Consider the following 13,911-nt stretch of genomic DNA (forward strand, 5'->3'; position numbering starts at 1 on the left):
GCAATCGTCTCCGTAGTTCCAATTTACCAGATTTTCGCTTGAAACGCCTTGCGGTCTTATCCTATATGTTGGCGGCGAAAAGCTCCTGCCAATCGCCGTTTTTCTCAAATGTTATGCAAAGATAGCCAAATTCAGTGAATTACAGGCTATGATTGCTTGAATTTATATTTAAGTCCATACTCTTCAAGTTTGCTGTATAGTGTTGTCCTGCCTATTCCGAGCAGTTCGGCGGCGACACTCCGGTTGCCGTTTGCCTGTTTCAACGCACGCAATATCCGCTCCTTATCCTCCGCGTCATTGCGCAAGGCGAAGCTGACAGTAGAGGTCGGTTTCGTCACGGCAAGTTCCAGATGCTCTTTCATGACAACACCTTCCTGCGCCTGCAATACAGCACCCATAACTTTCTGCCGAAGTTCCCGCACGTTGCCCGGCCATGTGTGGGTCAGTAACGCTTTTCGGGCTTCGGAACTGAAACCGCTCACATTACACTCCAGTTCCTTGTTGGCTATCTCGCGGAAGAACTCCGCAAGCGGCATGATGTCCTCCTTACAGTCACGCAAAGGCGGCACGGTTATCACGAAGTCATGCAAGCGGTAGAGTAAATCCTGTCGGAAACGCTTTTCATTCACCGCTACTTCCAAATCCTCGTTGGTGGCGGCGATGATGCGGACATTGAAACTCCTGTCCGATTTGTCACCAACCGGGCGATACCGCCTCTCTTGTATGGCACGGAGCAACATCTGTTGGGTTTCCAACGCGAGGTTTCCCACCTCGTCCAGAAACAACGTGCCGCCTTCCGCTTCATGGAAATACCCTTTCTTGGTGCTGTCCGCACCTGTAAACGCTCCCTTGACGTGTCCGAAGAATGCCGACGGCGCAAGTTCTTTTGAGAGTGAACCGCAGTCAACCGCCACGAAGGGTTTGCCCGTACGTTTGCTCTTGTCGTGCAGGTGGTGGGCGATATGTTCCTTGCCCGTGCCGTTCTCTCCGAATATCATCACGCTCATGTCGGTTGCTGCTACCAGCCTTATGCGGTGCATGATTTTCTGAAAGGCGGAACCTTCACGGGCGAACACGGGCATACGGGATTGTCCCGCCTGCCGTTCTTTCTGTATGGAACGGAGAAGAGGGACAAGTTTATCCTCCACAAGTTGTTTGGGGATATAGTCTATCGAACCGAGCTTCATGCTTTCCACTGCGGTATGCACTTCGGCATAGTCTGTCATGATAATGAAAGGTTGCATCTTTCCCTCCTTTCGCATCCAGCGCAAGAGGTCTATGCCGTTACCGTCAGGCAGGCGCAGGTCGGCAACCACGATGTCATTATCCGTCGCCTGTTGCAGATGTTTCTTCGCTGTTGACAGGTGGTAAGCCTTCACGGTACGGTAGCCCTCCCGTGACAGCATGTTGCAGACAAACTCGCAGTACACGATGTTGTCTTCCACCACAATTATTTTTGTCTTATCCATTTTCGTATTTTCTCCTTTCCTCTTCTGCCAACCGGATTATTTCCGCTCCCTTGTTCAACACGGCGATCACGGCATGGCTTAACACTTCTTCATCTGGGATTACATCGCTATGAAGCAATCTGTAAAGTTCCCTCAACGGTTGGTCAGCACGGAGTATCTCCCATGAGCTACGCAGGTGGTGTGTCAGGGAATCTAACTTTCGCAGGTCTTTTTCTGTTGCCGCTTCCCGTATTGTCTGCATCTCCTTTTCGGTTTCCGTCATCAACTTTTCCAGCATAACGGCTTCATTGCCGTAGGACAACAAGGCTGAAAAATCCGGTTTCCCGTCCGGTGTTTCTTTTATGGCACACCTGTCGGAAACCTCCATCAACTCCGATATGGAGAACGGCTTGAACAGGCATCCGGCAAAGCCTTTTGCCAATAGTTCCCCTTTGTTACAACTGCCCGAAGCGGTTGCCACAACCACCGGGATTGTTGGTGAATTGCCCACGTTGGACGAACGCAATAGTTCCAGCAATTCGAAACCGTTTATACCGGACATATTCAAGTCTGTCAGCAACAGGCTGTATTCTTTCTGGCGTATCATTTCCATCAGTGCCGCAGCATCGGTGCAAGTGTCGCAGTGTATTCCTTCTTGGGAATACATCTCTTTCAGCATCAGAAGTAATACCTCATCATTGTCAATGGCGACAACATCATGGAATTTATTGTTATGATAAACAGGTGTATTGCTTGTATATCCAAGCTGTTCTTCAGCTTCCTGCATAGAAATTTCAACTGTGAAACGACTGCCTTTCCCTTTCTTGCTGTCCAAACGGATTGTTCCGCCAAGCATCGACACAATATTACGCATTATGGCAAGCCCAAGCCCGAAACCCTCCTTTGCGGCGGCATTTGATAGACGTTCAAACGCACCGAACGCTTGTTTCTGTTCCTCTTCTGTCATGCCTGTACCTGTATCTTCAACGACCAGTGTCAGAACTCCATTGTCATATTCAGTAATCAAAGAAACACCGCCTTCTTCTGTGAACTTGACAGCGTTTGACAGCAGGTTATTCCCGATTTGTATTATTCGCTCTTTGTCGGTCAATACAATGGCATCGTGTCCAGTCTTCACGGACAAGGACAACCCTTTGTTCACGGCAACAGGCATGAACTCCGTTTCAAGTGTGTGCGTGATTGCAGAAATCCGGCAGGGTGACAGACGGGGCTGTTCCTTGCCGTTGTCCAGGCGGAAGAAGTCAAGCAAAGTGTTGAGCATATCCCGCATACGGTCGGAGGATTGCAGTATATTTTGGATATATTGCCCATTATTACCGCTATTGCATTCTTTCCGCAAAAGTTCGGTATAGCCGGTTATTGCCGTCAGTGGTGTACGCAACTCATGGGTAATAGTATGTACCGCTTTCTTTCGGGAGGTTATGAGTACCTCATTTTGTTGCACGGACTGTTCCAATTGCTCGATCAAATCCGTTGTCTTGCGTTTGTATCGTTTAATGTTCTTTGCATCACGGTGTATGATGATATCGGAAATGACCAACAGCAAAAGAACAAATCCCATCAAGCCGCCTATCTGCATAAATGATTTTTTACGCATGGCTGTTATCTCGCTTTCTCTATTTTGTAAATCAGATTGTACCTTCTTTTCGATTTGGCAAATCAATCCTTGCAGTTGTCTGTTAAGTTCTGCATTACGGGCAGCAAGACTATCGGCTTGTTCTGACAATCGACGGCTCTGCGCTTTCTGTTCGTTGACCATGTTTCTATTGGATGAACGGAGCGTAGTCGTTGTTGTCGTTGGCTTCGTTCCCTCTTTTTTGCCGAAGATGCTCAAGAAACCTTTTCGTTTTGGCTTTTTGGACTGTTCCTGCACACTTTTCTGCACAATAACCGGAATTTGATTGGCTATCTTCTTGTTAATAGATTGTTGTTCATCCATTAACCGGACTATCTGGAACATCTGTCGTTCCTTATCCTCTAAAAGACTGCGCACACTATCGATGCGCTCTGCTGGATAGGTGGCCTTGAAACGGCAGAGCATACTGTCCATTGCCATACGCCGTGCATGGTAATGCTCGATATCTTTATCGTTCCATTCCAGTATTGTTTCACCCAATAGAGAAAATTTTATCATTTGAATATTGATATTGTTTATTTCTTTTCGGAGCTCGTCTATTTTTTTATTGCCAAGTTCTAATGCTTCTATCTCCTGCCATTCATAGAGGCTATTATATGCCATACATCCGATAAGAATGGAGATAAGTATATATCCCAACCGTATTGCCTTATAGAAATTTCCTGACCGCTCCATTATTTTGATGACATTGATTTTTGAAACATGAATAAAAGTTTATCTTTTTCGTTCATACGGATATTATCAGAATAATCGCCTTTTGTTATTTGATACCCGCATGGCTTAACCATAAAAACGCCTAAGCCCTTAGTGTATGAACTTACTTCTGAGGCGTAGTCTTTACTTGTATTTAATGGAACTTTCCCTTTAATATGACACCACTCATTATTGCAACTGATGTCTTCAATCTCAGACATCATTTTTTGCAAATCTGTAATAGCTTTGGAACTTGCCGATTGGGGTATCTGCAACTCAAAATAGAGCATCGGTTCGAGGATGTCCACACCTGACTGTTGCAAGGCCAGCCTGAAGACATAAGGGGTCAGCTGTCTGAAATCAGCAGGTGTACTTACCGGGCTATAATACTCGGCTTGAGTAAAAGTTACTTTCAGATCAGTCACTTCCCATCCATGTAAACCAGATTGGCAAGACATACGAATCCCTTCAAAAACGGCATTTTGAAAAGAATGGTTCAGATAACCATAGGAGATGTCACTTTCGATTTGCAACCCTGTCCCTAACGGTAAGGGTTCAATAGTCAGCCCTATTGTGGCCCAATAAGGGTTGGGCGGCACTTCGATCTGAATAATCTTATTCACCTTTTTTATAGGTCGTTCTTTGTAGATAGTCTTGATCTCATCAAAATGGACCTTGACGGAAAATCGTTCTTCCAGCAATGTCTGTATGATTTCCTTTTGTGTCAAACCATATAACGAGATTTCCAATTCATCACTATATGAGTTTATGGAAAAGGACAAAGACGGGTCTTCAATCCACAATGTATTCAGAGCGGATATCACCTTGCTTCTCTCTTCGGGCCTGTCTGGCCGGACGGAGGATTTGAGAGCGGGATGCTGACGAGATAACCCTTGAATCAAACAAGGTTTAGCACCTAAATAATCTCCGATTCGAAAATCTTCCATATCTTCTACAATCGCGATATCATTGGCCCCCACTTCATCAACATTTATCTCTCTGCCCTGATAAATAGTCTTTAGATTTTTAATCTTGATGAATTTTTCCGAATCGTTGATTCTTACAATGTCTCGAAGTCTCAGACTTCCGTCAATTATTTTTAGAAAACTTCTTTTATGTCCTTTGGGGTCATGCTCTATCTTATAGAGATAAGCTGAAAGTCTGTTTGAGACTGATTCTGGAGGAAGTATAAAAGAAGAGATGGCGTCCAACAACTCATTGATACCGATATTGAACATTGCTGATCCATGTAGTACCGGATAGACTTTGGCTTTTGCCACAAGATCGATTATCGTATTCCAATAATCAGCCGGTGAAATTTCGCTATCCGCCAAATATCGTTCTAATATATTGTCGTCATGGTTGCATACAAATTCTTTGTATTCTTCCTTTATATATGTTTGGGAGCAAATCGGATAAACCAATCCATCGACAATAGTTTGCATAAACAGGACATCTTGAGACAGATTTGTTTTTATATCCAGATACAAACGCTCTAAATTCACACCGTCACGGTCAATTTTATTGATAAATATAATTGTCGGGATTTGCAGTTTTTGTAAAGTATTGAACAGCAACTTTGTTTGCGCTTGTATGCCTTCCTTTGCGGATAAGATGAGGACTGCTCCATCAAGCATTTTGAATGTCCGCTCCACTTCCGCAATAAAATCCATGTGTCCCGGAGTGTCAATGATATTGCATTTCACACCATTCCTGATAATAGATGTCGTAGAAGCCCGAACAGTAATTCCTCTACGTTTCTCTATATCCATAGAGTCTGTTATGGTGTCACCATTATCCACACGGCCGCACTTTTCCGTTGCTCCACTGGCAAACAGCAGATTCTCGGTTACGGAAGTTTTTCCTGCATCAATGTGAGCAAGAATTCCTAAATTTATAATATTCATTTGGATTAAGCAATAATATACTACAATAGATGCATTGTCGAAATGCACCTTTTAATACCTCCTCGTAGCATGTGAGAACTACAGGATTACTAACTCGTATTAATATGTATATTATTACTGCCGCATAACGATTACAAAATTACACAAAAAAATATATCTAACAAAAGTGGGAGGATTTTTTAACTTTTTACCATAGACATTTTATTAGGGAAGCGTAGGTTCAACTGGCAAGTACAAATAAGTAGAAATGTTTGAACAACACCGTTTTAGGAAGTTGAAAAATCAAGTTTCTCTCTCGGTATAACGTTTATTTTGGCCAATATCTTCTTTAGTTTGGCATTTGAGTATTTCCCATTCGTGTTCTATTTAGCTCCTTATTATGAGTATGTAGCAAGTTGCTTATCAAATTCAGCCTCTTTGAGGGTCAAATATGGTTTTGCAAATGGTGACTGACAAGACATAAACAAGGTCAGCAGGATTTTTTACATAAATGAACATGAATGTATATAACCTAAAATAAGAATAAATTTTAATAAGGGCTGCCCAAAAAGAAAAAAATGCAGTTGCCATCCTACAGATACTTGCAGAAAGGATAAAATTTACTTTTAGACCTTTTGGGATAGCCCTTATTAATACTTCAGATAAAATTCCTAAGGTTATATTTTCAATCCTTTGGACCGGGTTTCCTCCTTGGCATACAGTCCTGGACGCCCGATTATGACATGGTTGGCAACGATACTATCCGCCGGACTGCGTATCTGCGGCGGTGCATTTTCGGGATATTGCACCTGCCTGTTCCGCACATCTTCCGCTTCCGGTTTGACCTGTTGCCCCTCGTTCTCCTTTTCGGCGACTTCGGGCGTGGGCGGCGCAAGCTCCAGCTGTATCTTGCGGTCAAGGGCGGCAAGTTCGGACTTCAACTGCTTCAACTCGTCCTCCTTCTTCCACACCTTGCCAGCTATCTCCTGCAACTGCGGTATCTCCCTTTTCAGTACCTCGTTCTTCGCCTTATACTGGTCGATGATTGAGGGTATCCTCTCAATCGCGTTGAGGAAATTGCGGGCGGCAGCCAACGGGTCAGCCAGCGCCAGATGCCCGTTGTTGTAGGTGTACTTGTAGTTTCCCTCTATCACGAAACGGTTGTCGGTAAACTCCAATCCCTCTTTGAGTATCCTTTCGCTCACCACCTTTATCGGAAAACCGTAAAGCTCTCCGACCTGCGTGTAAAGCCCGCCCGTAGTGGCGTTTTTCGCTATCTCCTGCAAACGCTTTCCGATAACCTTCTCATCGGCGGAATCCACACCGTCCACCTTAATTATATTAAGGCGGTTGCCCTCCTTGTCGGTCTGCACCACCGACAGGAAGCGGTTCCAGTCCTCCGTCATGGCATCTATGAAAGCCGTGTTGTTGCGCAACTCGCCGGTCTTTGACTCCAGCTTGAACTCCGAATCACGCTTGCCCTTGTTGAACGACTTGCGTTCCCCTTCGAGCGATGCGATCCGCTTCTCCAGTTTCGCCTTATCCAAAAGGTCGGTGTTGCCGGATAACAACGCCATGTACTCCGAGAAGTTCATGCCCGATTTCTCGTCCATTGCCCCCTCGTCGATGGTACGCGCCCCCATAGCACCGCTTTTGAGCTGCGAGATGAAAGTTTGCTTGCAGTGCAGGAGGTTGAACTTGTAGCTGTCCAGTGACTTCTCCACCGCGTAGATGATTACATCCACGTTGTTCCCGGCGAAATGCTTGGCAATCTCATTTCCTGCCCTAACTCCGCGTCCGTCACGCTGTTGCAGGTCGGATGGCCGCCACGGTGTGTCCAAATGATGGATTGCCACACACCTTTTCTGCGCATTCACACCCGTTCCGAGCATGGAGGTGGAGCCGAACAGCACACGCACCGTTCCGGCATTCATGGCGTCTATCACCGCCTTCCGCGCCTTGTCGGTCTTGCACTCCTGAATGAAGCGCACCTCGCTTGGCGGTATGCCGTAGTCCTCCGTCAGCTTGCGCTTGATTTCCGAATAGACGTTCCACCCATCGCCCGGCTGATATGTCCCCAAGTCCGAGAAAACGAACTGCGTTCCCTTTTGCGCGTCGTATTTTTGGTAATATTCCGCGATCATCTTGGCACAGTGGCTCGCCTTGTTGTCGGGATGGTCTTCATAATTCGGGTCTATCATGCGCATGTCGAGTGCCATTTTTCGAGCATAATCAGTTGTTAAGAATCAAGGGAAACAGAGGGAAAAGCAAGGAATGTAACTATTTGAAATATCATCATTTAGCATTTTTATGCCATTATCGAGTTAGGCGAAAGGAAGCATCAAACGGCAGGAGTTCCGTTACCAAATCGTAACCCATCAAGGAAAAAGCAAAAAGGGGTTACGAATTGAAGGTAAACAACTGTATCATAGGTTTTTATTCTTCATCTTTCATTTTTCTGCATCGCTCAGGAATACTTGTTCATCTGTACCTTTGCAAGCAAAGGAAATTTTGAAAAAACGACAGAAAAAAATGAAGGAAAACAAACTCAAAGTATCGTTCTTCGTTCAGGCGAAACGAACCGACAAGAAAGGACTTGTGCCTGTCATCGGGCGAATCTCCGTTGGCAGAACCCATTCGGGCTTCTCCACCAAATGCAAAACTCCGCTTACTCTTTGGGACAGTCGTAAGCAAAGGCTCATCGGCAAGAGCAGCATGGCTGTGTCCGTCAATCAGAAACTTGGTGAATGCACCGCACTTATCCACACACGCTTTCACGAACTCTGTGAAAGAGAAGAATCCTTTACCGCCACCGATGTGAGGGATGCCTATCAGGGGCAAATCCACTGTCAAGCCTTGCTCTTGGAGAGTTTCGGGGAGTATCTCACACAGACAAAGGAGCGCATAGGCATCGACCGAGCCTTAAAGACGTTCAAACTTCGTACCTACCAGCTCTCCTTGCTCCGTGAGTATGTGCAAAAAAAACATAAAGTAAGCGATATTCCCCTTTCACAGTTGGACAAAGCCTTTATCGAGGGTTTCGAGTATTATCTCACCATTGACCGAAAACTGAAACGCAGCAGCATATTGAGTACCTTGTCCACCTTGCAGACCATCGTCCGTATGGCGGTGAAGAAAGGCGTGCTGGACTTCTATCCGTTCTTGGGCTACAGTTACGAGCGACCAAAAGGCGAACCGAGAAGCATTACGCAAGACGAACTACAAAAGATAATTGACTTGGAGATTGAGTGGGAAAACTACCGCATTGTCCGTGATTTGTTCGTCTTCTCCTGCTTCACAGGACTGGCTATCTCCGATGTCCGCAATCTGAGAGAGGAAAACATTGTCTTGGAAGAAGGCAAACTCTGCATCAAGGGCAGACGCATGAAGACCAAGACCCCGTATCGTGTACAGGTGCTTCCCCCTGCGCTGACTATCATGAATCGTTATAGAGGGATAAGGGCGGGCTTTGTCTTTGACGTGCCGACCACCGACATTGTCCTCAATGGTATGCACTACATACAACGAAACATAGGCATGGAAACTCCGCTAACCTTCCACATGGCTCGCCATACCTTTGCTTCGCTTATCACGCTCTCGGCAGGCGTTCCTATCGAAACGGTGAGCCGTATGCTCGGACACACCAACCTGAGAACGACACAGGTATATGCAGCGGTTTCCTCCGAAAGAATCCATCGGGATATGCAAGCGATACAGCAGCGAATACAAGATACATTCACCTTAAAACTTTGACATTATGGCTCGAAGTACATTCAATACACTCTTTTATATCAATCGCTCAAAAGAAAAAAAGAACGGCAAATGCCCGATTATGGGACGCATCACCATAGACGGAGAGCAAGTGCAATACAGCACGAGAAAGGAAATCGCTCCCGAGCTTTGGGACAGTCGTAAGGGACGATGCAAGGGTATAGGCGAAGAGACAAAGGAAATCAACCGCTACTTGCAAACCAAAGAGGAACAAGCCAAAGGCAAATACCAAGAATTAGTTTGGCAACGTGGCTATATCACTGCCGAGTTGTTGAAACGTGAACTCATGGAAGAGGACAATCCCAAAGGCTTTCTTTTGGAGGAAGCCCGACTATTTATTGAGGAAAAGCGTCCATGCGTAGGACTGACGATTGCCAAGCCTACCTTTGCTAATTACATCTACGCCACACAACTCATAGAGGCTTATCTGCGTGAACGCTTAGGGCTGGAGGATATTCGCTACTCCCTGTTGGACTATGGCTTTATTGAGGGAATGGACTTCTATCTCAAATCAGAACGCAACCTCTCTCTTGCCACTATTCAGGTAGTGGTCATCTTCCTTAGAAAACTCATCGGCATAGGTCAGCAGAAGAAGTATATCCGCATTGATCCGTTTGCAGACTACAAAGCAGAACTTCCACACCGCACAAGGCGTTATCTCACTACGGAGGAGCTGCAACGAGTATTGCAAACGCCCATCATTGACAAACAGTTCGAGCGAGCAAGGCAACTCTTCATTTTCTGCGCCTTCACCGGTTTGGCTCGTGTGGATATGCAACGGCTCAAACCGAAGCATATCACCCATAATGCTGACGGCACGGAGGAAATACGCATCAAAAGGCAGAAAACGGATGTAGAGGCGATTATTCCGCTCCTGCCTATTGCCAAACAAATCCTTTCGCTCTATATCAAGGACAAGAAAGCGGACGACTTGATATTTCCCAATCTCACAATAAGGAAAGCATCCTTTGCGTGTGTGAACATCGGGCAGATATGCCGGATAGATAAGGGCTTGACCTTTCACATGGCTCGCCACACATTCTCAACCACGATATGCCTATCCAATGGTATTTCGATGGAAACGCTCAGCAAGATACTCGGACACAGCAATATAGGTACGACACAAATCTACGGAAAGATAACCGACCACAAGATACAGGAGGATATGACTGCACTCACAGACAGGGAGCATACTGTATTTGAAGGTTATTGTGAGTCGATAGCACGGCAGAACGTGCCACTGCAACACGCATAAAAAGGAAGTAATTACCAAACATTTATTATTCACGATTGAAAACCAAATGATTATGAAAAAGAACAACAAACAGGAACTTTCTTACTTTCGATTGAAATTAAGAAGTTACATGAGTGAGCATCACCCTGAGAGATTGAAAGATAAGGAGTTTATCACTGCACGGGCAGATATGGCTCTCACAGCTTACTGCGATGCCGTGACACAAGGTTTCACGCACCCCGAAGCGGAAAGCATGGCAAGCGAGGTTTTGTATCAAGGCTTGCACTTTTCCAAGTATGATACGCTTGTATCCGTGTTTGAGAATGAGTTTGAAAGGGAACTGCATGCACCTCTCCCAGAGAAACTCGTACCTATATTGTTGTCGAATAAGGCTATTCAAGCCACATTCGACAAGTTCGGTTTGACGGACACATTTGCTTCTGACGAGCAATACGACCGTCTTTACACCGAACTCACAGGCACGATAGTGCTGCTTACCAAGAGCAATCATTTGCCAATAATCGGTCAGACGGAGAGGTAAGCCCAAAGGCGTTGTAAGCAAAGGCACACGCAAAGTCCCTGATGCCGTTTCTTATCGTGCAAAGGTACAACGGCAGCCAATCTGCCCTGACAAGGTCAAGTCCTGCGGATGGAGAGAAGAATCTCCACCGCAGGATTTTTCTTTTCAAGTTTGTATTGCCATTTTCAATATCCGTGCGGTCGTATTCATCTCTCCCAACCTTGCAGGGCAGGGCTGCCGTAGAGAGATAGGCACGACAAGAATACGGCATACTCAGGCTCTTTGGACGCAAGGCGTAACAACCAACAACAGATAGGACTGACGATAATACGGACAATCTGTTGTTTGTACAATTTGTTGTCATGACTATCTGTTGTCAAAACTATCTGTTGTCATGACTATCTGTTGTCAAAACTATCTGTTGTCAAAACTATCTGTTGTCAAAACTATATATCGTCAAAATAATCTATCGATAAAACTATCTATCGATAGTTCTACATATCGATTTGTCGAACTATCGAACTGTTGAAAGAATAATTGCTATGTGATAAAAGGAACGAGCCGGCACCTCATCTCATTACCGCAATAACACAGATGGATCTCCTTTGGTCTTTTCTCTTGTTTTCTCTCTATTTCCCTGCTTTTCCTCATTTCTTGCAGCGGTGCTTCCGAGGGTTTACTTTTGCACTCGATAAGTACGGCAATGGACTGCATAACAGTTTGTTTGCCGAGTAACAATAAAGTAATCAAAACAAAAAGAAAGCAATGAAACTCATTATCATCGACCGCAAAGCGTGGGAGCGGCACTGCTCCGAATTTGCAGACTTTATCCACAGTATCGAACAACTCATCGGCAATCCGCCCGAAAAGGACGAATGGCTTGACAACGAAGCCGTGTGCAAGCGTTTGGGCATCAGCAAACGTACCCTGCAATCATATAGAGATACGGGGAAAATCCCTTTCTCAATGATTGGACATAAGTGCTATTACAAAGAAAGCGACATCATGGAGATACTGAACTCAAAAAATGAATAAACTATGGCAGAGAACGAAATCATTACACAGCAAGACCCTCAGATGCAGTTGTTTTCACAACTGATGGAAGGAATATTGAAGAAATTGGAGCGGTATTGCGCTACTGCCCGTCCGATGTTGGGTGGAGAGGTTTACCTGACAGGCGAGGAGGTGTGCAAACTTTTACGGTTGAGTCCTCGCACACTTCAGGACTATCGGGACAATGGCACGATTGCCTATTTCAAAATCGGAGGAAAGATACTCTACAGGCAGAGCGACATACAAGCTATGCTTGAAAGGCATTATAATCCAATACCGCAAACAGGTAAGTTATGAGTTAAGTTAAGAACTCAGTCGCGACTTAAGTCAAATGGTCAGTTATGACTTTGGTCAAGAAATTAGTTTCGACCTAAGTCAAAATTAACTTTAGTCAAAAATATGTCAGCTCATAAAGTCAGTAAGTCAAGAAATTAGTCTAAACTTATCTCTTGACTTACTTCTTGAACTTTGAACTCTCGTCTATCAAAAGCACCCCAGAAAGGTTACTTTATGGAACATAACAAACTATCTCTTTCTTTATACTGGCAAGGTGTGTCTTTGTACCACAAATTGCCATTTGTACCACAAAGCCCCTTGCCCCGAAAGGGGATTAAATCACTTCAAAGTCGTGATTAGAAAGCAATGAAAAAGCAGAAACAAAAGAAGCCAGACGGCAGATGTGCCACCTGCCCAAGATGGGACAGATGGCACATCAGGATACCTAATTCTGAAGACCAGCAGAAGCTTATCAGACTCTACCGAAAGTCGGGAGCAAAAACGAAAAGCGATTTTGTCCGAGCAAGACTTTTAGGTGAAGCCTTTAAGGTCATTACCCAAGACCCTGCAAAAGAGCCTTACTTGGAGAAACTCTCCGAAATCGTTGCCATGACTCATAAGATAGGCGTGCTATACAACGAAGCCGTGAAAGCTCTCAATACTTATCATTCTGTCGCCACTGCGCAACGAATACTGGATAAACTCGAAACTTATTCCCAACTTCTCATCAGATTCCTACATCAAGTAGTGCAACTGACAAAATCCCTTGAGAGAAGTCAAGAATGAATGCTGATAAATCATAACACCCAACGTTAGTATCGTGCTGTGATTGTCCAATCCATCTTTGGTCAGTTATCAATGTTAGGAAGATAGGCTTTGTATGTTGTAGACGGTAATAAAACTGTTCTGGCAATTCTTACATCGGTAGCGTTGTTTACCTGTACTACTTTTACCACTTTTGATAATATTGTTTGAGTGGCAATGCGGACATTGAAACTCAACTCCCAATCTGGAGCGTAAAGTGCCGAAGCGTTATCGTATATTCACTTTTCTTTGTTTGGGGTTACAAATATAACAAAAGGAAGAGAGTCTTTTCCTGCCTTTATACCTAATTATTTAGAACAAAATTGATTATTAAGTAGTTATTCTGACAAGTCCCAATTTGGAACATTACCAAAAATCATGTGTTATTTGTTTTCATATATAATTTCTTTTGTTTCATAGTGTCGTCTATATATTTTTTCTAATTTTACTATTCGATTATTTTTATCATAAGTAAATACACATGTATATGAAATAATGATGTCAGACATATTGGGCTTGTAAGTATAACTATATTGGGTAATAAGACTATCCTTGACTATAATGTTAAT

General features: G+C 44.5%; 11 protein-coding genes and 1 pseudogene. 6 read left to right on the plus strand and 6 right to left on the minus strand.

The window, feature by feature from the left end; genetic code table 11:
* Positions 1 to 146: 146 nt before the first annotated feature.
* From BN35_RS12095 to BN35_RS12110, 4 genes and pseudogenes are all read right to left on the minus strand, one after another.
* Positions 147 to 1,469: a sigma-54-dependent transcriptional regulator gene (locus BN35_RS12095; protein WP_004371709.1), complete on the minus strand. Its 1,323-nt coding sequence runs from the start codon at positions 1,467 to 1,469 to the stop codon at positions 147 to 149.
* Positions 1,462 to 3,780, minus strand: coding sequence for a hybrid sensor histidine kinase/response regulator (locus BN35_RS12100; protein ID WP_004371708.1), 2,319 nt, complete (start codon positions 3,778 to 3,780; stop codon positions 1,462 to 1,464). Before BN35_RS12100 ends, BN35_RS12095 begins: the two co-directional genes overlap by 8 nt.
* Positions 3,780 to 5,705, minus strand: coding sequence for a tetracycline resistance ribosomal protection protein Tet(Q) (gene tet(Q), locus BN35_RS12105; protein WP_004371707.1), 1,926 nt, complete (start codon positions 5,703 to 5,705; stop codon positions 3,780 to 3,782). The genes BN35_RS12100 and tet(Q) overlap by 1 nt, the downstream gene beginning before the upstream one ends.
* A 656-nt stretch (positions 5,706 to 6,361) precedes the next feature.
* Positions 6,362 to 7,927: pseudogene (locus BN35_RS12110) on the minus strand (helicase-related protein); the annotation flags it as partial.
* Positions 7,928 to 8,216: 289 nt separating this feature from the next.
* On the opposite strand from BN35_RS12110, the gene BN35_RS12115 reads away from it, so the two are divergent.
* From BN35_RS12115 to BN35_RS12125, 3 genes are read left to right on the plus strand one after another with little or no spacing between them, the layout of a single operon-like run.
* A complete protein-coding gene (locus BN35_RS12115; protein ID WP_044071574.1) occupies positions 8,217 to 9,437 on the plus strand; it encodes a site-specific integrase in 1,221 nt (406 codons plus the stop codon).
* Between the two features lie 4 nt (positions 9,438 to 9,441).
* The gene (locus tag BN35_RS12120; RefSeq protein ID WP_044071567.1) at positions 9,442 to 10,710 is read left to right on the plus strand and encodes a site-specific integrase; all 1,269 of its coding nucleotides are present in this window, start codon (positions 9,442 to 9,444) and stop codon (positions 10,708 to 10,710) included.
* Between the two features lie 52 nt (positions 10,711 to 10,762).
* A complete protein-coding gene (locus tag BN35_RS12125) occupies positions 10,763 to 11,230 on the plus strand; it encodes a DUF1896 domain-containing protein (protein ID WP_025073241.1) in 468 nt (155 codons plus the stop codon).
* On the opposite strand, the gene BN35_RS13835 is transcribed toward BN35_RS12125, so the two are convergent.
* Positions 11,184 to 11,573, minus strand: coding sequence for a hypothetical protein (locus tag BN35_RS13835; protein WP_169337617.1), 390 nt, complete (start codon positions 11,571 to 11,573; stop codon positions 11,184 to 11,186). The genes BN35_RS12125 and BN35_RS13835 overlap by 47 nt on opposite strands.
* Before the next feature lie 401 nt (positions 11,574 to 11,974).
* Here BN35_RS13835 and BN35_RS13330 point away from each other — a divergent pair, with 401 nt between their 5' ends.
* The 3 genes from BN35_RS13330 (at position 11,975) to BN35_RS12140 (ending at position 13,324) form a co-directional block, all read left to right on the plus strand.
* Positions 11,975 to 12,244 (plus strand): helix-turn-helix domain-containing protein, encoded by a 270-nt coding sequence (locus tag BN35_RS13330; protein ID WP_081675947.1) that lies wholly within the window; start codon positions 11,975 to 11,977, stop codon positions 12,242 to 12,244.
* Positions 12,245 to 12,247: 3 nt separating this feature from the next.
* Positions 12,248 to 12,559 (plus strand): helix-turn-helix domain-containing protein, encoded by a 312-nt coding sequence (locus tag BN35_RS12135; RefSeq protein ID WP_044071569.1) that lies wholly within the window; start codon positions 12,248 to 12,250, stop codon positions 12,557 to 12,559.
* Between the two features lie 345 nt (positions 12,560 to 12,904).
* Complete coding sequence (locus BN35_RS12140; RefSeq protein ID WP_025064849.1) at positions 12,905 to 13,324, plus strand: plasmid mobilization protein; 420 nt, start codon at positions 12,905 to 12,907, stop codon at positions 13,322 to 13,324.
* A gap of 75 nt (positions 13,325 to 13,399) precedes the next feature.
* Here BN35_RS12140 and BN35_RS14375 read toward each other — a convergent pair whose 3' ends face one another.
* On the minus strand, positions 13,400 to 13,546 hold the full coding sequence (locus BN35_RS14375; RefSeq protein ID WP_081675949.1) for an IS1/IS1595 family N-terminal zinc-binding domain-containing protein: 147 nt from the start codon (positions 13,544 to 13,546) through the stop codon (positions 13,400 to 13,402).
* Positions 13,547 to 13,911: the final 365 nt, after the last annotated feature.

The sequence above is a fragment of the Hoylesella timonensis 4401737 = DSM 22865 = JCM 15640 genome, assembly GCF_000455445.1.
GTDB classification, from domain to species: domain Bacteria; phylum Bacteroidota; class Bacteroidia; order Bacteroidales; family Bacteroidaceae; genus Prevotella; species Prevotella timonensis.

What these genes read in the sequence shown, in the direction of transcription:
- BN35_RS12140 (WP_025064849.1), top strand. Translation starts at nt 12,905, where the DNA reads ATGAAAAAGCAGAAACAAAAGAAGCCAGACGGCAGATGTGCCACCTGC.
- BN35_RS12135 (WP_044071569.1), top strand. Translation starts at nt 12,248, where the DNA reads ATGGCAGAGAACGAAATCATTACACAGCAAGACCCTCAGATGCAGTTG.
- BN35_RS13835 (WP_169337617.1), bottom strand. Translation starts at nt 11,573, where the DNA reads ATGACAACAAATTGTACAAACAACAGATTGTCCGTATTATCGTCAGTC.
- BN35_RS12095 (WP_004371709.1), bottom strand. Translation starts at nt 1,469, where the DNA reads ATGGATAAGACAAAAATAATTGTGGTGGAAGACAACATCGTGTACTGC.
- BN35_RS13330 (WP_081675947.1), top strand. Translation starts at nt 11,975, where the DNA reads ATGAAACTCATTATCATCGACCGCAAAGCGTGGGAGCGGCACTGCTCC.
- BN35_RS12120 (WP_044071567.1), top strand. Translation starts at nt 9,442, where the DNA reads ATGGCTCGAAGTACATTCAATACACTCTTTTATATCAATCGCTCAAAA.
- BN35_RS12115 (WP_044071574.1), top strand. Translation starts at nt 8,217, where the DNA reads ATGAAGGAAAACAAACTCAAAGTATCGTTCTTCGTTCAGGCGAAACGA.
- BN35_RS12125 (WP_025073241.1), top strand. Translation starts at nt 10,763, where the DNA reads ATGAAAAAGAACAACAAACAGGAACTTTCTTACTTTCGATTGAAATTA.
- BN35_RS12100 (WP_004371708.1), bottom strand. Translation starts at nt 3,780, where the DNA reads ATGGAGCGGTCAGGAAATTTCTATAAGGCAATACGGTTGGGATATATA.